This is a genomic window from Actinoplanes sp. NBRC 103695, from assembly GCF_030269485.1.
GTDB lineage: Bacteria > Actinomycetota > Actinomycetes > Mycobacteriales > Micromonosporaceae > Actinoplanes.
The window spans coordinates 135,326-152,677 of record NZ_BSTL01000010.1 but is presented as its reverse complement, the minus strand read 5'-3'; the positions used below and the strand labels follow the sequence as shown (position 1 = coordinate 152,677).

Below are 17,352 nucleotides of genomic sequence, written 5' to 3'. Positions count from 1 at the left end.
AACGAGGAGGGATCATGAGCCGCGTCCGACTACTCGTGGGCACCCGCAAGGGCGCCTTCACCCTGACCGCCGACGGCGCCCGCAAAGACTGGACGGTCGAGGGACCGTTCTTCGGCGGGTGGGAGGTCTACCACGTGGCCGGTTCGCCGGCCGCGCCCGACCGGCTCTGGGCCTCCGCCTCCGGCGGCTGGTTCGGCCAGGTCATCCACCGCTCCGACGACGGCGGCCGGTCGTGGGGGGCGGTGGGCAACGACTTCGACTACCGCGGCGCCGTCGGCGAGCACCTCTGGTACGACGGCACGCCCCGCAAGTGGGAGTTCAAGCGCATCTGGCACCTGGAGCCGTCGCGCACCGACCCCGACACCGTCTACGCCGGCGGCGAGGATGCCGCGCTCTACCGCTCCACCGACGGCGGCCGGGAGTGGACCGAGCTGAGCGCGCTGCGCAACCACCCCACCGGCCCGCAGTGGCAGCCCGGCGCCGGCGGCATGTGCCTGCACACGATCATCCTCGACCCGGCCGACCCACGCCGGATCTACGTGGCCATCTCCGCGGCCGGCGCCTTCCGCACCGACGACGGCGGCGACTCCTGGCAGCCGATCAACCGCGGCCTGCGCAGCGGCGGCATCCCCGACGAGGACGCCGAGGTCGGCCACTGCGTGCACCGCCTGGCCCAGCACCCCACCCGCCCCGACACCCTCTTCATGCAGAAACACTGGGACGTGCTGCGCACCGACGACGCCGGCGGCCAGTGGCGCGAGATCAGCGGCAACCTGCCCACAGACTTCGGCTTCCCGATCGCGGTCCACGCCCACGAGCCCGAGACGATCTACGTCGTCCCGATCACCAGCGACTCCGAGCACTACGTTCCCGAGGGCAAGCTGCGCGTCTACCGCAGCCGCACCGGCGGCGACGAGTGGGAGCCGCTGACCGAGGGCCTCCCCCAGCAGCACTGCTACGTCAACGTCCTCCGCGACGCGATGTCCGTCGACACCCTCGACGACTGCGGCATCTACTTCGGCACGTCGGGCGGCCAGGTCTACGGCTCATCCGACAGCGGCAACACGTGGACCGCGATCGTCCGCGACCTCCCGGCGGTCCTCTCGGTCGAGGCCCAGGTCCTGCCGTGAGTCCCACCGACCCAAGCCGCCGCTCCACCTCCAGCCACCCACGCCGCCGCTCCACCTCCGACGGGCCGCACCACCGCTCCACCTCCGGCCGGCCACACCACCGCTCCACCTCCGGCCGGCCGCACCACCGCTCCACCTCCGGCCGGCCACACCACCGCTCCACCTCCGGCCGGCCGCACCACCGCTCCACCGCCGGCCGGCCGCACCACCGCTCCACCTCCGGCCGGCCACACCACCGCTCCACCGCCGGCCGGCCACACCACCACTTCACCGCCGGCCGGCCACACCACCGCTCCACCGCCGGCCGGCCACACCACCACTTCACTGTCGAGGGGCGGCTGTCGTGACGGTTCGCGTGATCTTGCCGCCGCACCTGCGGACGCTCGCCGGGGTGACCGGTGAGGTCGAGGTGGAGGTCGACGGGCCGGCGACGCAGCGAACCGTGCTGGACGCGGTCGAGCAGCGTTTCCCCATGCTGGTCGGCACGATGCGCGACCGGCAGACCGGAAAGCGCCGGCCGCTGGTCCGCTTCTTCGCCTGCGAGGAGGACCTCTCCAACGACTCCCCCGACGCCCCTCTTCCCGAAGCTGTCACTACCGGAAAGGAGCCCTATCTGGTCGTCGGCGCCATGGCCGGCGGCTAAGTCCTGGCATCGGCACGCCCGTGGCACTCGCGCCGATACTGCCACGGGCTTCAGGCTGAAGGTCTGGCCTCACCGGCGCGGCCACTTCTGCCGGGCCGCCGCGGCCACTTCTGCCGGGCCGGGGATTGGGCCTGGTTGCCGGGTCGGTGTCCACTCATGGGTCGCGGCAGCCGACATCGCCGGCAGCAAGGGCACGCACCACAAAGGCCTGGCGATGCGAGCCGATGTCAGACCCTCACCGCGACAGTTCCGGCGACGGCGAGCAACGCGGGGTGGTTCGGAAATCGAGAGTGGGCGTTCGCGAGATGGGATAGATGAACGTCCATGATCGACGACGGTCGTTGGTAGCGTCCGATCCGTTACACGGACATTACAGATCGTCTATATCGGAGACGCCATGACCCGTTCCAGCGCCGTCGTCAGAAGAGCAGTCGCCGGGCTGCTGGTCGCCTCGATCGCCATGGTCACGCCCGCCTCGCCCGGCGCCGCCGCCTCCACACAAGCCGCCTCGCAAATCGCCTCCGCGCAAACCCGCTTAACGCAAGCCGCTCGCGCCTCGCAAGCCCCCTCCACGCAAGCCCCCTCCACGCAAGCCCCCTCCACGCAAGCCCCCTCCACGCAAGCCCCCTCCACGCAAGCCGCTGCGGTCGGGCGCGCCTCGCCGGCGGGTGCGGCTGAGCCCGACTACACGATCACCGTCGGGCCGGAAGCGGACGGGCCGGAGATCTCCGATCGCATGTACGGCGTGTTCTTCGAGGACATCAACAACGCGGCGGACGGGGGGCTGTACGCCGAGATGGTGCGGAACCGGTCGTTCGAGTTTCGGCCGGTGGACAACGCCTCGTACACGGCGATGACCGGGTGGGCTCGGAGCGGCGGCGTGGGCACGGTCGGGGCGGTCGACGACGACGGGCGACTGAACGCGCGTAACCGTACGTACCTCAGGATGGGTCTGGACAGTGAACCGCTCAGGGTGACCAACGGCGGGTTTGCCGCAGGGATGGCGGTTCACCAGGGCGGACGGTACGACTTCTCGGTGTGGGCCCGCAGCGACGCGGCCGGCGGGACGCCACTGACCGTGACGCTGCACGACGCCGCGGGGCGGGCGCTGGCCAGACCGCTCGCGGTGACCGCGGCCGGGGACACCTGGACCAAGTACGCGGGCGTGTTGCGGGCCACCGGGTCGAGCGACGCGGGACGGCTGAGCGTGACGGCGGCAGGCGCGGGGACGCTGCGGCTGGACATGATCTCGCTGTTCCCGCGGGACACGTTCCACGGCCGGCCCAACGGGCTTCGGGCCGACCTCGCGCGGAAGGTCGCGGACCTGCGGCCGTCGTTCGTGCGGTTCCCGGGCGGGTGCCTGGTCAACACCGGCAGCATGTACCCCTACGACGAGGCGAACGGGTTCCCGCGTGCGCGCGCCTACCAGTGGAAGGACACCGTCGGGCCGGTCGAGACGCGGGCCACGAACGCCAACTTCTGGGGCTACAACCAGAGCTACGGGCTGGGCTACTACGAATACTTCCAGTTCAGCGAGGATATCGGGGCGATGCCGTTGCCGGTCGTTCCGGCGCTGGTCACCGGCTGTGGGCAGAACCGGGCCACCGATGATGAGGCGCTGCTGCGGCGGCACATTCAGGACACACTGGACCTGATCGAGTTCGCCAACGGGCCCCAGACGTCGACGTGGGGGTCGCTGCGGGCGCGGATGGGGCACCCGCGGCCGTTCGGGCTGACCGCGCTGGCCGTCGGCAACGAGGAGAATCTGCCGGACCAGTATTTCGCGAACTTCCAGCGGTTCCGGGCGGCGATCGAGTCCGCGTACCCGGAAATCACCGTGATCGGCAACACCGGGCCGGACGATCAGGGTGTCACGTTCGACCGGCTGTGGGCGCTGAACCGGGCGGCCGGCACCGAGATGGTCGACGAGCACTACTACAACAGCCCGGCCTGGTTCCTGCAGAACAACAGGCGCTACGACTCGTACGACCGCGGCGGCCCCCAGGTGTTCCTCGGCGAGTACGCGTCGCAGAACAACCGGCTGTTCAACGCGCTCAGTGAGGCCGCGTTCATGACCGGGCTGGAACGCAACGCCGACGTGGTGCGGCAGGCGTCGTACGCGCCGCTGCTGGCCAGCGTGGACAGCACGCAGTGGACGCCGGACATGATCTGGTTCGACAACGATGACTCGTGGGGCTCGACCAGCTACGAGGTGCAGAAACTCTTCATGAACAACGTCGGGGACCGGGTGGTGCCGAGCCGCGCCACCGGCCGTGTCGTCGAACCGCAGCCGATCACCGGCGCCATCGGCCTGTCCACGTGGGCGACCGCCGCGCGCTACGACGACGTCAAGGTGACCGCCCCGGACGGCACCGTGCTGTTCGCCGACGACTTCTCGGCCGGCGCCGGCAACTGGACCCCGCTCGCCGGGCGCGGCACCTGGTCGGTGATCGACGGCGCCTACGCCCAGACCGATGTCACGGCCGAGAACACGCTGGTCAAGGGCGGTCCGACGCTGCCTTCAGAATATGACCTGACGCTCACCGCGACGAAGACGGCAGGCAACGAGGGTTTCCTGGTCGCGTTCGGCCTGAAGGACGTCGACAACTGGTACTGGTGGAATCTCGGCGGCTGGAACAACACGCAGGGCGCCGTGGAGAAGGCCAGCGGCGGCGCCAAGGAGCAGCTGCTCACCCGCCCGGACCGCATCGAGACGGGCAAGACCTACAACCTCAGGGCAGAGGTACGCGGTACGCGCGTGCGCCTGTTCGTCGACGGCGAACTCTGGGGCTCGATTGCCGACGATCGCGCCACCGAGCCGTTCGCGCAGGTCGTCACGCAGGATGGCCGCGACCTGATCGTCAAGGTGGTGAACGCCCAGGACACCCCGGCCACCACCACCATCGACCTGTCCGGCCGCGACGTCGCGCCCCGCGCCCGGATGACCGTGATCACCGGCGACCCGCAGGCTCAGAACACCGGCACCGCCCACCCGATCGCTCCCGTGACAACGACCCTGAAGGGCGTCGCGTCAACGTTCACCCACACCTTCCTGCCCAACTCGGTCACTTTCCTGCGCATCCGGCAGCGGTGACGCCCCGCGAAGCCGAAGCAGCGCGGCCGCGAGCCGGCGGCCGTGCTGCGTGGTCAGGACGTTGCGGACCATGAACTTGGACCAGCGACCGGTCCTCTCCTCGGCCGCCACCCTGGTCTCCGAGGGAGTGGGCACACCGGCGTCGTTGAGCAGGTTGGCAACTCCCTGCAACGACTCGCCGCCGCTGACCAGAAGCACGATCGCCCGGACCGTCCGAGCCGCGACGAGACGCGGCCGCCCCCGGCGTCGCCGCTCAGCACCCGAGTTGTCCGGCGAAGCGACGGCCGGCGGCTCTTCCTCCTGGCGACTCCGCCGACGGTCGGACTTGGGTGAGACGGCGTGGGCGCTGCTGCGAGGTGCGCCGGCGGGTCGCTGCCGAGGACGTTTGCCCGAGTTGTGACAAGGCCCTGACCTACCTGCTGGACGGTCCACCTCAGGCGGCGATCCGGGTCCGCCTGATGACCCGGCGGCCTGCGGACGCGGCCCGTCGTCGAACGGGCCGCTCAGCCACGCGACCCGTCTCAGCTCGTCCCCCGAGCCGGGCCGGTCGCCCATCGGCAGTGGCCCGGCGGCCACCAGCCCGGTGGACGACGGAAGCAGAACGATGCGCTGCGTGATCCCGTTCATGCGACTCACCCTGCCCGGCGGCCGCCGGGGTGCGCTATTTCATGTCTGGAATTTCGCTCAGGGCGTGCGGCGGACGACCGCCCTCTGGAGGAGGACGAAGACGAACAGCAGGCCGCCGATGAAGATGCGGGTCCACCAGCTGCTCAGGTTGCCCTGGAAGGTGATGATCGTCTGGATCAGCCCGAGCACCGTGATGCCCAGGACGGTTCCCAGCACGTAGCCCGACCCGCCGGTCAGCAGCGTGCCGCCGATGACCACCGCGGCGATCGCGTCGAGTTCCATGCCGATCGCGTGCAGCGGGTCGCCCGAGCTCATGTAGAAGCTGAGCAGCAGGCCGCCGATCGCCGAGCACAACCCGCTGATCGTGTAGACCCCGATCCGGGTACGCCCGACGCCCAGCCCCATGAGCATCGCCGAGTTCGCGTTGCCACCGATGGCGTAGACCGTGCGGCCGAACCGGGTCCACGCCAGCACCACCGCCGCGATGACCACGACCAGCCCCGCGATCACCACGCTCGGGGTGATCGTGAACGTGCCGACGCCGATGCGTTCCTGGGCCGTCGTCTTCCAGAACGGCGCGTCGATGGAGATCGACGACGTGCTGATCACGTAGCAGAGGCCGCGCGCCAGGAACATGCCGGCGAGCGTCACGATGAACGGCTGGATCTCGAAGAAGTGGATCACGCAGCCCATCAGGAAGCCGAGCAGAGCGCCCATCACCAGGACGGCGATCATCGCGGCCGGCGCCGGCCAGCCGTCGTTCAGCAGCGTCGCGCACACCATCGTGGTCAGGGCCACCACCGAGCCGACCGACAGGTCGATGCCGCCGGTCAGGATCACGAAGGTCATGCCCACCGCGACGACCAGCAGGAACGAGTTGTCGATGAAGATGTTGAGCAGGATCTGGGTGTTGTAGAAGCCCTCGTAGTTGACGATCCCGATGCCGTACATGATCACCAGCAGCACGAGCGTGCCGAGGATCGGTACGTACTTGCGGATCGTCCAGGCCCGGCGCCGGGGAGCGAGAACAGAGGTCATGCGGGAACCGTCCTCAACACCTTGCGCCGGAAGGCCGGCGACTGGATCAGGCAGATGACGATCACCACGACCGCCTTGAAGAGCTGGGTGGTCTGTGCCGGTACGCCGGTCGTGTAGATCGTCGTGTCCAGCGCCTGGATGAGCAGCGCCCCGATGACCGTGCCGGCGATCGAGAACCGGCCGCCGGCCAGGGAGGTGCCGCCGATGACGACGGCGAGGATGGCGTTCAGCTCGATCAGGCTGCCGACCGCGTTGCCGTCCGCGCTGGACACGTTGGCGGTGGCCATCAGGCCGGCGATGCCCGCGGCGACACCGGTGAAGGCGTACACGCCCCAGATGAGCCGCCGCGAGTGGATGCCGGAGAGCCGGCTGGCCCGCGGGTTGCCGCCGACCGACTCGACCAGCATGCCCAGCGCCGTACGCCGGGTCAGCAGCGCGGTGAACGCGACCACCACCGCCGCGATGATCACCGCGAACGGGAAGGTCAGCAGATAGCCGGCGCCGATGAACCGGTAGGGCGGCGAGTTCACGGTGATGATCTGGCCCTCGGTGATCAGCTGGGCGAGCCCGCGCCCGGCGACCATCAGGATCAGCGTGGCGATGATCGGTTGCAGCCCGACGACCGAGACGAGGAAGCCGTTCCAGAGGCCGAGGACCAACGCCAACGTCACCGCGGCGACACAGGCCAGCAGGACGCCCGACAGGCCCGGATTGTCCACAACGATCAGACAGGCCAGGGCACCGGCCACCGCCATCACGGAACCGACGGACAGGTCGATGCCCCCGGTGGCGATCACCAGGGTCATGCCGAGAGCCACCAGGATCAACGGCGCCGACAGGCGGAGGATGTCGATCAGGCTGCCGTAGAGCTGCCCGTTGCGAATCTCGATGGAGAAGAAGTGCGGCGTGAAGATCAGGTTGCCGAGCAGCAGCACGATCAGCGCCGCCGACGGCCAGAAGAGGCGGTGCTTCAGAACCCCGGTCACGCGGTCACCCCGGTGGCGATCGTGTTCATGATGCTGTTGGCGTCCACCGCGTCGGTGTTCTCGACCTGGGCCACGACCGCCCGGTCGCGGAGCACCACGATGGTGTGGCTGAGCCGCAGCACCTCTTCCAGCTCGGCGCTGATGAACAGCACGGCGAGCCCGTCACCGGCGAGGCTGACCACCAGCCGCTGGATGTCGGCCTTGGCGCCGACGTCGATGCCGCGGGTGGGCTCGTCCAGGATGAGCAGCCGCGGCTCGGTGATCAGCCAGCGGGCCAGCAGCACCTTCTGCTGGTTGCCGCCGGACAGGTTGCGCACCACGGTCTGCGGGTCCGCGGGCCGGATGCGCAGCGCCTCGACGTACTTCGCGACCAGCTCGTCCTGCTGCCGGCGTGGCACCGGACGCGCCCAGCCGCGGTTCGCCTGCAAAGCCAAAATGATGTTCTCGCGTACGGTGAGCTCCTCGATCAAGCCCTCCGTGCGGCGGTTCTCGGAGAGGTAGGCGATGTCCCGTTCCATCGCGGAGCGTGGCCCGCGCATCGTGACGGGCCGGCCGTCCACCCGTAGCTCGCCGGAGTCGGCCTTGTCCGCGCCGAACAGCAGCCGGGCCAGCTCGCTGCGACCGGACCCGAGCAGTCCGGCCAGCCCGACGACCTCGCCGGCGTGGATGGTCAGGCTGAACGGCGCGATCGCCCCGGTCCGCCCGACCCCCTCGGCCACGAGCAGCGGCGAAGGGTCGCGCAGCTGAGGTTTGGCCTGTTCCTCGATGCTCTCCAGCGCGGAGAGCTCCTTGCCGATCATCTTCTCGACCAGGTCGCGCTGGGACAGCTCGGCGGTGCGGAACTCGCCGACGAGCCGCCCGTTGCGCAGCACCGTGATCCGGTCCGAGATCTCGTAGACCTGGTCGAGGAAGTGCGTGACGAAGACGATCGCCAGGCCTTGTTCGCGCAGATCGCGGATGACCCGGAAGAGCTGGGCCACCTCACCGGCGTCCAGGCTGGACGTCGGCTCGTCGAGGATGAGCACCCGCGCCGAGATGTCCACGGCGCGGGCGATCGCGACCATCTGCTGCACCGCGATCGAGTGCCCGGCCAGCACCGAGCCGGGGTCGATGTCGATGCCGAGCGAACCCAGCAGTTCGGCGGCCTTCGCCCGCATGGCGCGGAACGAGATCATGCCGAACCGCCGGGGTTCGCGGCCGATGTAGATGTTCTCCGCCACCGACAGGTTGGGGCAGAGGTTGATCTCCTGGTAGACCGTGCTGACGCCGGCGTGCTGCGCCTGCTGGGGGCCGGAGAACAGCACCGGTTCGCCGTCCAGCTCGATCGCGCCGTCGTCGATGTCGTAGACGCCGGTCAGGATCTTGATCAGCGTGGACTTGCCGGCGCCGTTCTCCCCCATCAGGGCGTGCACCTCGCCGGGGTGGAGGCGGAAGTCCACGCCGTCGAGCGCGGTCACTCCGGGGAACCTCTTGCCGATGCCCCGCATCTCGAGGATCGGCGTGGTCTCCGCCATCGTCAGTACTTCCGGTTGGGCAGGGCTTCCTTAGCCTGCGCCTGGGTGAACGTGGTCTCCTCGGTGAGGATGCGCGGCTCGACGGTCTCGCCGGCCTTCACCTTCTTGACCAGCTCCATCAGCTGTGGGCCGAGCAGCGGGCTGCACTCCACGATGAAGTTGATCTTCCCGTCGGCCAGGGCCTGCATGCCGTCCTTGACCGCGTCCACAGTGATGATCTTGATGTCGACGCCGGGCTTCTTGCCGGCCGCCTCGATGGCCTCGATCGCACCGAGCCCCATGTCGTCGTTGTGCGCGTACAGCACATCGATCTTGGGGTTGGCCTTGAGGAAGGCCTCCATCACCTCTTTGCCGTCGGCGCGGGTGAACTTGCCCGTCTGCGAAGCGATGATCTTGAACTTGGGGTCGGCCTTGATCTTCTCCTCGAAGCCGGACTTGCGGTCGTTCGCCGGCGCCGAGCCCGTCGTGCCCTCGAGCTGCACGATGTTCACCGGGGCGGTCTTACCCTCGTACTCCTTGACCAGCCATTCGCCGGCCTTCTGACCCTCGACCACGAAGTCCGAGCCGATGAAGGTCTTGTACAGCGTCTTGTCCTGCGAGTCCACGGCGCGGTCGGTCAGGATCACCGGGATGTTGGCGGCCTTGGCCTCCTGCAGCACGGCGTCCCAGCCGGTCTCCACCACCGGCGAGAAGGCGATCACGTCGACCTTCTGCGTGATGTAGGACCGGATCGCCTTGATCTGGTTCTCCTGCTTCTGCTGCGCGTCGGCGAACTTGAGGTCGATGCCCGCACTGGCGGCGGACTCCTGGATCGACTTGGTGTTCGCGGTGCGCCAGCCACTCTCGGCGCCGACCTGAGAGAAGCCGAGCGTGATCTTGCCGTCGTCCGTGCCCGAGGCACCGCCCACTTCATTGCCATTGCCGCAACCGGCGGTCATGGCGGCGAGCAGTACGACGCCCGCGGCGGCGGCGGACATCCTATGCAGAATCATTTTTCCTCCTGGCGAAGAGATTCCGATGACGTCCCGACGCAGCCACAAGCCGCCGGAGAGGGGTGTCTACCGGCGCCCGGACGTTGTGGATGGCGGGGTGAAGGCGTGATGAGTTTCGATAGTGTTAACGCTCTCATGCCGGTGCGTCAAGGCTCAGTCACGCAACGCGGACGACTGAGGCGGAAAATGTTATCGCTCACAACACGCCCTCACCCAGAGTGAGCAATGTCGATCTTGGTGAGGACGCCGGCCGGCCGGTCCGGAAGTAGCAATCGCACTAATAGAAATGGTCCCCTAGGGCTGTTGCCGCCACTTCCCCTAATCCCCTAATCCGGTCACCCGCCGAGATCCCCCGGCAGCCCCCATTGCCTGGTCACAGCGCTTTCCCGCCGACATGTCGCGGCGTCCGGGAAAAGGGGTGATTGGACATTGACGAAGCACCAATTAAAGTGGCGTCGCCTCTACTCCGGACATTGCCGCAACGCCATGAGTCTGCCCGCCGAACGAGGATGCCCATGACCGAGACAGCACCTTCCGACACGCGACGGGATCCTGACGCCAACCCGCTGCCAGGCCAGCTGGCCTGGCTGATCGCCCTGCCCTCGGTGGCCACGGTCACGCTGTACGCCGTCACGATCGGTTATCTGCGCGGCGACGCCAGGACGTCAACCCTGGTCCTGCCGTACCTGATCGCCATCGGCGCCATCATGATCGCCGCGGCGTACGCCATCGGGCTGATCCGGCGCACCGGGGTCCGGACCGCCGCACTGCGGGCGTCCACCGTCGATGCCCGGGCCGCTCTCGCCGAGCGCCACGCGGAGCTGGCCGAGGCCCGGTCCGAGCGGGACCGCATCGCCGAGCTGCTGCTCGAGGCGCAGACGCGCCCCGCGGCCGCCGCGGCCTCGGAGGCGCACGCGGCCGGTCGCCAGGTGGAGGTCTTCGTCAACCTCTCCCGGCGGCTCCAGTCGCTGGTGCACCGTGAGATCAAGCTGCTCGACGCGCTGGAGAACGAGGTCGAGGATCCCGACCTGCTGAAGGGCCTGTTCCAGGTGGACCACCTGGCGACCCGGATCCGGCGGCACGCGGAGAACCTCGCCGTGCTCGGCGGCTCGGTGTCCCGCCGGCAGTGGAGCCGCCCGGTCGCCCTGATCGAGGTGCTGCGGTCCGCGATCGCCGAGGTCGAGCACTACTCCCGGGTCAAGCTGGTGCCACCGATCGAGGGCACCGTGCCGGGGCACGTCGTCGCCAGCGTGATCCACCTGGTCGCCGAGCTGATCGAGAACGCGACCATGTTCGCGCCGCCGCAGACCCACGTCATCCTGCGCGCGCAGCAGGTGGCGGCCGGCGTGGCCATCGAGGTGGAGGACCGCGGCCTCGGCGTGCAGCGCCCCGACCAGGACCGCCTCAACAAGCTGCTCGCCAACCCGGAGGACATCAACCTCGACGACCTGCTGCGGGACGGCCGCATCGGGCTCTTCGTGGTGTCCATGATCGCCCGCCAGCACGGCATCCTCGTGCGGCTTCAGACCAACATCTACGGGGGTACGCAGGCAGTCGTCATCCTGCCGCAGGTGCTGATCGCACCCCCCGTGGAACCCGAGCGGCACGCCCGGCCGGAGACCCTCGCCCAGCACACGATCGAGTTCGCGCAACCCGCGAGCTGGTCGGCCTTCACACCGCGAGGCGAGGCGACCCGGCCGGGCGTGCATAACGGCCAGAACGGCCACAACAGCCCGAACGGCCAGAGCAGCCACAACGGCCACAGCGGCCAGATCAGCCAGAACGGCGACCACCCGGATCCGCCGGCCCTCCGGCCGACCGCCCCGGCCATGGCGGACGTGCCGCCCACGACTGAACGTCCGCCACTCCCCCGGCGCCGCAGTCAGACCCACATGGCGCCGCAGCTCCAGCTCGGTCCGTCCGCGCCGCCCGACGATCCCGCAGGCGAGCACGACACGGGCCTGATGGCGTCGTTCATGCACGGCGTGTCCATGGGTGAGAAGGACCAGCGCACCCCAGCACAACAGGAAGGGCCCCGCCCCCATGTCGAGCATTGATCCGGCACGTTCGTCCCAGGACCTCGTCTGGCTCCTGTCCGGCCTCGTCGACCGCGTCCCCGACACCCGCAGCGCGCTGCTCCTGTCCTCCGACGGGCTACGCAAGGCGGCTCACGGCCTCGACACCGACGGCGCGGACCACCTCTCCGCGGTCGCCTCCGGCATGTTCTCGCTGGCCCGCAGCGCCGGCGCCCGGTTCGGCGGCAGCGAGGTGGTCCGCCAGGTGGTGGCCGAGCTCGACGACTCGCTGCTGTTCGTGTCGGCGGCCGGCTCCGGCGCCGTGCTCGCGGTCATCGCGGCCAAGACGGCCGACCCCGGCGTGCTCGGGTACGAGATGGCGCAGCTGGTGAAGAGCGTGCGGCCGTATCTCTCCACGCCCACCCGGCGCGAGGCTGATTTCCCGGTTCTCAACGGCCGCTGACCATGCCCGGCACCCCTCCTCGCGGGACGCCCGACGACGAACACTGGTTCGACGACGCCGCGGGCAAACTGATCCGGCCGTACACGGTGAGCGGCGGCCGCACCGAGCCGACCATGCGGATGGAGCTGCTGTCGATGGTGATGGCCACCGGGCGGCCCGTGCACAACCAGCTCGGACCGGATCACTCGATGGCCCTCGGGCTCTGCGCCGAGGCCACCACCGTCGCCGAGATCGCCGCCCGGCTGAGGTTGCCGGCCGTGGTCACCAAGATCCTGCTGTGCGACCTCGTCGACTGCGGCGCCGTGGACACCCGCGCGCCCGACCCGTTGGCCGACCCCACCAATCCGGCGGTACTGGAGACCATCCTCAATGCCCTACAAAGAAGGCTCTGAGTTCTTCTCGACCGCGCTCAAGCTGCTGATCGCCGGCGGCTTCGGGGTCGGCAAGACGACGTTCGTGGGTACGGTCAGCGAGATCGCGCCGCTGCGTACCGAAGAGATCCTGACCACCGCGAGCATCGGCACCGACGACCTGTCCGGCGTCGAGCGCAAGTCCACCACCACCGTGGCCATGGACTTCGGCCGAATCACGATCAGCAGCGAGTACGTGCTGTACCTGTTCGGCACGCCGGGGCAGGAACGGTTCTGGTTCATGTGGGACGAGCTGTCCAACGGCGCGATCGGCGCGGTGGTGCTGGCCGACACTCGGCGCCTGGAGGACTGCTTCGCGGCGGTGGACTTCTTCGAGTCCCGCGGCATCGACTTCCTCGTCGCGGTGAACGAGTTCGACCCCGACTACCGGTACGAGCCCGGCGACGTCCGTGGCGCGCTCGACCTCAAGCCGGAGATCCCGGTGATCTTCTGCGACGCCCGCGACCGCAAGTCCGCCACCGGCGTGCTGATCAGCCTGATCAAGTACCTGCTCGAGACCCACGTCGACAGCCCCTCGCTCGAGAACGGAGCCCCGGCATGATCTACGACTTCTCCGGCCACCACCCCCTGACGCCGACCGACCCGGAGGTGGGCGGCCGGATGCGCCGGCTGACCGAACTCGGGCTGGGCGAGCAGCCGGTCCCGGAGTTCGACGAGTTCGCGCGCAAGCTCAGCGAGGTGACCCGGGCGCCGTACGCGATGGTGAACTTCATCAGCGAGGACCGGCAGTACTTCGCCGGGCTGCACGTCGCCGCCGCACCCTCCGGCGCCGCGGCCACCGCTCAGCCCGGCCGGGTGATGGATCGCGACCACGGGTACTGCCCGCACGTCGTGGTTCGCCGCAAGGCGCTGGTGCTGGACGACGTCTGCGACTACCCGCGGTTCGCCGGCAACCCGGTGGTCGACGAGATCGGCATCCGCTCCTACCTGGGTGCGCCGCTGATCGACCGGACCGGCACCGCGCTCGGCACGATCTGCGTGGTGGACGTCGAGCCGCGCCCGTGGGGCCGGCCCGGCCTGGAGACCATCAAGTCACTGGCCGCCGAGCTGATCAACCAGATCCACAGCCGGGAACGGTGAGCGTCTCAGCCAAGGCCCGCGGTGATCTGCGGGCCCAGCTGCTCGGACCACTGCCGCTTGGCCGTACCCAGAGCCACCTCGGCCAGGCGGAGCAGTTGCACGTCGGAGGTGCCGGCCGGGGCGTAGATGTGGTGCGCGTCCCGCAGGTAGCGCTCGACCTGGCGGCTGGGGTCGAGCCCGCACGCGCCGTGCACCTCCATCGCGTTGCGGGCCGTGTCCAGCGCGTACTCGACGTTGATGAACTTGGCGTTCATCAGCTCGGCGTCGCACGGCAGGCCCTCATCGAGCAGATGCACCGCGTGGTAGGCGGCCAGGCGTGCGGTCATCAGCCGGGACTGCATCAGCCCGAGCTTCAGCTTGATCGACGACAGGTCGGCCAGCGGACCGCCGTACCGCTGGCGCTTCGCGGCGAACGCGGTGGTCTCCTCGACCAGGGCCTGGTGGATGCCGAGCGCGACGGCCGTCAGGTTGGGCCGGCCGTAGAGGACGCTCGACGAGTACGCGACCGCCAGGCCCTGCCCCTCGGCGCCGAGCCGGTTGGCCGCCGGGACGCGGCAGTCCTCCATGACCAGTTCGCCGAAGCTGAACCCGTGCAGGCCCAGCGCCGGCCGGTGCTCGCCCAGGGAGAAGCCGGACCGGTCGGCCTCCACGAGGAACGCGGACAGGCCGGTCGAGCCCGGCCCGGTGCGCACCACCACCCCGTGCACGTCGCCGACGTGGCTGTTGCCGACATAGACCTTGCGCCCGTTGAGGATGTAGTCGTCACCGTCCCGGACGGCGGACGCGGACAGGCCGAGGACGTGCCCGCCGGACTCCTCCTCGGTCACCGCGATGGTCGGCAGGCTCCGGCCGCCGGCGATCGGCGGGAGCCACCGCGCCTTCTGCTCCTCGGTGCCGAAGTGCAGGATCTTGGCGACGCCGAGCTGGGACGCCTGCACCATGGCGCCCATCGCGCCGCTGACCCGGGCGAGCTCCTCGATGATGATCGTCTTCGCCAGGTGACCCAGGCCCATGCCGCCGAACTCCGGGCCGACGGTCACCCCGATCCATCCCTGGGCGGCGATCAGCCGGGACAGCTCGCTCTGGACGGCGCGCGACCGCTCCATCTCCTCGAGTCGCCGCCGCACCTCGGACTCGGCGAACGTCCGCACTTCCCGGCGCAACTTCTCGTGCCGATCGGTCATGAAGTACGCGTCCACACCATCTCCCCATCCGATGCCGTCCACTGAGGACAGTACCGGAATGGGAAGTATATTCACTATTGACCGGCTTATTACGATTTGGCCGCATGACTGAACAGGACACCGAGGAGATGGGCGTACCCCCGGGCGTCGTCGATCGCGCGGTGGGTGTGCTCGATGTCGCCCAGCCACTCCGGCGGCAGGGTCTGCGACGTCACCTCGGCCGGCGGGCGGCCCAGGACCGCCGCGGCATAGCTGCGCAGACACAGCCCTGAGGAGTGGAAGAGCAGATCCTTCTCGTACGGGCCCTGCGAGGCGGCGTAACGCGTGAAGCGGCGGAGGTAGTAGTCGATCCAGACGCCGTCGAAGGCGAGCGGGTGCGCGGCGAACATCCGCGGGGCGGGCAGCTCCTTCACCCACGTGACGAACCGCGCCAGGACCGCGTCGACCGGCTCGGGGTTCTCCGTCGCGGCCGCCCAGACCTCGGCGGGCTGCGACCGGAACCACGCGTACGTGTCCGGGTTCGGCGCCGCGCCGGGCAGCGGCTCCAGGACGGCCTCGAAGACACCGAGCTCCTCGCCGGCCGCGGTGACGGCGACCGAGGCGAACGACCGCATCGAGTTAGGCCCGGGCCACGGACCGTCGACCTCGATATCGGTGACGACGTAGACCCATTGCTGTTCTGCCACGGTGGCTCCCTCGACAATCGTCAGACGGCGGCTCGTTTGCTCTGGTACATGGCCGCATCGGCGGCGCGGAGCAAAGACCCGGTCCCCGCGGCCACACCGGCGCTGGCCCGAGCGGTCAAGACGAGGTCGTCCACCAGGACCGGTTCGGTCAGGCGGGCCAGGAAGTCGTCGGCCAGGCGCCGGGCGGCCGCCTCGTCCATGCCGGGCAGGATCACGGCGAACTCGTCGCCGCCCAGCCGGGCCGCGGTCGCGTCCGGCGGCACACAGTCGTGGAGGCGGGCGCCCACGGTGGTGAGGACCACGTCGCCGGCATGATGGCCGTACGTGTCGTTAATGGCCTTGAAGCCGTCCAGGTCGATCAGCAGGATCGCGGCGGGACCCTCGACTGACCGCAGCCGCTCGTCGAAGAGGGCGCGGTTCGCCATGCCGGTGAGGGCGTCGTGGGTCGCCTGATGCCGCAGTTGCCCCTGCAGCAGGCGGGCCTCCTGGAGGCTGGCGTCCAGCTCGACGAGCAGGCGGCCGTTCTCCCGGAAGGCGAGCAACTGCCGCACCACGACCAGCAACGTGGTGAGGAACAGCCCGGCGATCACGAACCAGAAGTCGAAGCCGATGCCGTGCCGGACCGCGATCGGGATCAGCCCGAAACCGATCAGCAGCGTGCAGTACGGCAGGACGCTGTACGCCCGGCGCGGACCGCCGTGCGCCCGCACGGGCGGGCCGACCTGATGCAGGCGAGCGCCCAACAGGAGCAGGGCGGAGGTGAGGGTCAGCAGGGTCAGCGTCACGCTGACCCGGTGCCCGGTCCCCAGCAACCCGCCGGCCCAGCCCTGCAGCAGGATTCCCGAGCCCATCATCAGCGCGGCCGGCCGGCTCACCGGGAGCACCCCGGCCAGCACCAGGTTGCACACGGCGAACGCGATGACCCCGAGGATCACCGCGCCGAACAGCCAGGTGAGCCGGTTGCGATCGGCGCCGCTGGACGCGATCAGGAAATACATCAGGGCGCTGATGCCGACCCCGACGGTGGCCGAGTCGAGCAGATATCGGCGCCGGACGTGCCGGTCGCCGATGTTCGTGTGATAGGTCAGCAGCACCCACAGGCCGGGCATCACCCCGATCAGGTTGCACAGATCGGTGACCGGGCCGATTGCCATCGCGGCGGCGGAATTCGCACGCCACACGGTGATCGCCTGCCAGCTGTCACCGGCCATGATGATCATGAATTCGGCGGAGATCGCGCGCCACAGCCGCCGTTCGCCGAGGGAGGCGCCGGGCCGCCGGCTCACCGCCCTGGCGACCAGCACGATGGCGAGGTCGACGAACGGCATCTGCGTCCAGAAGACGCGGAGCTGGGTGGCCTCGCCGTTCAGGTCGAGCAGCAGGTACGCGACGACGATGGTGAACACGACGCAGCCACCCACCAGCAGCGGATCCCACCGCCGAAGCCACGTCATGACCTCCATTCGACC

At 69.5% G+C, this 17,352-nt stretch carries 17 protein-coding genes; 9 read left to right on the top strand and 8 right to left on the bottom strand.

The genetic code is table 11. The features are described 5' to 3' along the window. Positions 1 to 14 precede the first annotated feature (14 nt). The 4 genes from QSK31_RS19425 to QSK31_RS19410 all read left to right on the top strand — a co-directional run bounded on the left by QSK31_RS19425 (position 15) and on the right by QSK31_RS19410 (position 4,867). Positions 15 to 1,130 (top strand): WD40/YVTN/BNR-like repeat-containing protein, encoded by a 1,116-nt coding sequence (locus tag QSK31_RS19425; RefSeq protein ID WP_285685575.1) that lies wholly within the window; start codon positions 15 to 17, stop codon positions 1,128 to 1,130. Continuing rightward, positions 1,127 to 1,477: a hypothetical protein gene (locus QSK31_RS19420; RefSeq protein WP_285685574.1), complete on the top strand. Its 351-nt coding sequence runs from the start codon at positions 1,127 to 1,129 to the stop codon at positions 1,475 to 1,477. Before QSK31_RS19425 ends, QSK31_RS19420 begins: the two co-directional genes overlap by 4 nt. Then, the gene (locus QSK31_RS19415) at positions 1,474 to 1,773 is read left to right on the top strand and encodes a MoaD/ThiS family protein (RefSeq protein ID WP_285685573.1); all 300 of its coding nucleotides are present in this window, start codon (positions 1,474 to 1,476) and stop codon (positions 1,771 to 1,773) included. The genes QSK31_RS19420 and QSK31_RS19415 overlap by 4 nt, the downstream gene beginning before the upstream one ends. Before the next feature lie 736 nt (positions 1,774 to 2,509). After that, a complete protein-coding gene (locus tag QSK31_RS19410) occupies positions 2,510 to 4,867 on the top strand; it encodes an alpha-L-arabinofuranosidase family protein (RefSeq protein ID WP_285685572.1) in 2,358 nt (785 codons plus the stop codon). On the opposite strand, the gene QSK31_RS48835 is transcribed toward QSK31_RS19410, so the two are convergent. The 5 genes from QSK31_RS48835 to QSK31_RS19390 form a co-directional block, all read right to left on the bottom strand. After that, on the bottom strand, positions 4,805 to 5,422 hold the full coding sequence (locus QSK31_RS48835; protein ID WP_352244466.1) for a recombinase family protein: 618 nt from the start codon (positions 5,420 to 5,422) through the stop codon (positions 4,805 to 4,807). The genes QSK31_RS19410 and QSK31_RS48835 overlap by 63 nt on opposite strands. Positions 5,423 to 5,551: 129 nt before the next feature. Further along, positions 5,552 to 6,532 carry a galactofuranose ABC transporter, permease protein YjfF gene (gene yjfF, locus QSK31_RS19405; protein ID WP_285685571.1) on the bottom strand — a complete coding sequence of 327 codons (981 nt, stop codon included), beginning with the start codon at positions 6,530 to 6,532 and terminating at the stop codon, positions 5,552 to 5,554. Next, positions 6,529 to 7,518: an ABC transporter permease gene (locus QSK31_RS19400; RefSeq protein ID WP_285685569.1), complete on the bottom strand. Its 990-nt coding sequence runs from the start codon at positions 7,516 to 7,518 to the stop codon at positions 6,529 to 6,531. Before QSK31_RS19400 ends, yjfF begins: the two co-directional genes overlap by 4 nt. After that, on the bottom strand, positions 7,515 to 9,032 hold the full coding sequence (locus QSK31_RS19395) for a sugar ABC transporter ATP-binding protein (protein WP_285685568.1): 1,518 nt from the start codon (positions 9,030 to 9,032) through the stop codon (positions 7,515 to 7,517). The genes QSK31_RS19400 and QSK31_RS19395 overlap by 4 nt, the downstream gene beginning before the upstream one ends. A gap of 2 nt (positions 9,033 to 9,034) precedes the next feature. Next, complete coding sequence (locus tag QSK31_RS19390) at positions 9,035 to 10,024, bottom strand: ABC transporter substrate-binding protein (RefSeq protein WP_285685567.1); 990 nt, start codon at positions 10,022 to 10,024, stop codon at positions 9,035 to 9,037. Between the two features lie 515 nt (positions 10,025 to 10,539). Here QSK31_RS19390 and QSK31_RS19385 point away from each other — a divergent pair. From QSK31_RS19385 to QSK31_RS19365, 5 genes are read left to right on the top strand one after another with little or no spacing between them, the layout of a single operon-like run. Next, a complete protein-coding gene (locus QSK31_RS19385) occupies positions 10,540 to 12,081 on the top strand; it encodes a sensor histidine kinase (protein WP_285685566.1) in 1,542 nt (513 codons plus the stop codon). Next, a complete protein-coding gene (locus QSK31_RS19380; protein ID WP_285685565.1) occupies positions 12,068 to 12,502 on the top strand; it encodes a roadblock/LC7 domain-containing protein in 435 nt (144 codons plus the stop codon). Before QSK31_RS19385 ends, QSK31_RS19380 begins: the two co-directional genes overlap by 14 nt. Positions 12,503 to 12,504: 2 nt before the next feature. Next, positions 12,505 to 12,894: a DUF742 domain-containing protein gene (locus QSK31_RS19375; RefSeq protein WP_285685564.1), complete on the top strand. Its 390-nt coding sequence runs from the start codon at positions 12,505 to 12,507 to the stop codon at positions 12,892 to 12,894. After that, complete coding sequence (locus QSK31_RS19370; RefSeq protein ID WP_285685563.1) at positions 12,872 to 13,474, top strand: GTP-binding protein; 603 nt, start codon at positions 12,872 to 12,874, stop codon at positions 13,472 to 13,474. Before QSK31_RS19375 ends, QSK31_RS19370 begins: the two co-directional genes overlap by 23 nt. Next, entirely contained in the window at positions 13,471 to 14,013 is a 543-nt protein-coding gene (locus QSK31_RS19365) for a GAF domain-containing protein (RefSeq protein WP_285685562.1), read from the top strand. Before QSK31_RS19370 ends, QSK31_RS19365 begins: the two co-directional genes overlap by 4 nt. 5 nt (positions 14,014 to 14,018) lie before the next feature. Here QSK31_RS19365 and QSK31_RS19360 read toward each other — a convergent pair whose 3' ends face one another. The 3 genes from QSK31_RS19360 to QSK31_RS19350 form a co-directional block, all read right to left on the bottom strand. Beyond that, positions 14,019 to 15,212, bottom strand: a complete 1,194-nt coding sequence (locus QSK31_RS19360; protein WP_285685561.1) for an acyl-CoA dehydrogenase family protein — start codon at positions 15,210 to 15,212, stop codon at positions 14,019 to 14,021. A gap of 74 nt (positions 15,213 to 15,286) precedes the next feature. Next, on the bottom strand, positions 15,287 to 15,883 hold the full coding sequence (locus tag QSK31_RS19355; protein WP_285685560.1) for a 3'-5' exonuclease family protein: 597 nt from the start codon (positions 15,881 to 15,883) through the stop codon (positions 15,287 to 15,289). Between the two features lie 20 nt (positions 15,884 to 15,903). Then, positions 15,904 to 17,337: a GGDEF domain-containing protein gene (locus tag QSK31_RS19350; protein ID WP_285685558.1), complete on the bottom strand. Its 1,434-nt coding sequence runs from the start codon at positions 17,335 to 17,337 to the stop codon at positions 15,904 to 15,906. Between the last annotated feature and the right edge of the window lie 15 nt (positions 17,338 to 17,352).

Bases quoted from the DNA above. Each gene is read 5' to 3' on its own strand.
- QSK31_RS19395 (WP_285685568.1), bottom strand. From the start codon at position 9,032: ATGGCGGAGACCACGCCGATCCTCGAGATGCGGGGCATCGGCAAGAGG.
- yjfF (WP_285685571.1), bottom strand. From the start codon at position 6,532: ATGACCTCTGTTCTCGCTCCCCGGCGCCGGGCCTGGACGATCCGCAAG.
- QSK31_RS19380 (WP_285685565.1), top strand. From the start codon at position 12,068: ATGTCGAGCATTGATCCGGCACGTTCGTCCCAGGACCTCGTCTGGCTC.
- QSK31_RS19375 (WP_285685564.1), top strand. From the start codon at position 12,505: ATGCCCGGCACCCCTCCTCGCGGGACGCCCGACGACGAACACTGGTTC.
- QSK31_RS19410 (WP_285685572.1), top strand. From the start codon at position 2,510: ATGTACGGCGTGTTCTTCGAGGACATCAACAACGCGGCGGACGGGGGG.
- QSK31_RS19385 (WP_285685566.1), top strand. From the start codon at position 10,540: ATGACCGAGACAGCACCTTCCGACACGCGACGGGATCCTGACGCCAAC.
- QSK31_RS48835 (WP_352244466.1), bottom strand. From the start codon at position 5,422: ATGGGCGACCGGCCCGGCTCGGGGGACGAGCTGAGACGGGTCGCGTGG.
- QSK31_RS19365 (WP_285685562.1), top strand. From the start codon at position 13,471: ATGATCTACGACTTCTCCGGCCACCACCCCCTGACGCCGACCGACCCG.
- QSK31_RS19370 (WP_285685563.1), top strand. From the start codon at position 12,872: ATGCCCTACAAAGAAGGCTCTGAGTTCTTCTCGACCGCGCTCAAGCTG.
- QSK31_RS19425 (WP_285685575.1), top strand. From the start codon at position 15: ATGAGCCGCGTCCGACTACTCGTGGGCACCCGCAAGGGCGCCTTCACC.
- QSK31_RS19390 (WP_285685567.1), bottom strand. From the start codon at position 10,024: ATGATTCTGCATAGGATGTCCGCCGCCGCCGCGGGCGTCGTACTGCTC.
- QSK31_RS19350 (WP_285685558.1), bottom strand. From the start codon at position 17,337: ATGACGTGGCTTCGGCGGTGGGATCCGCTGCTGGTGGGTGGCTGCGTC.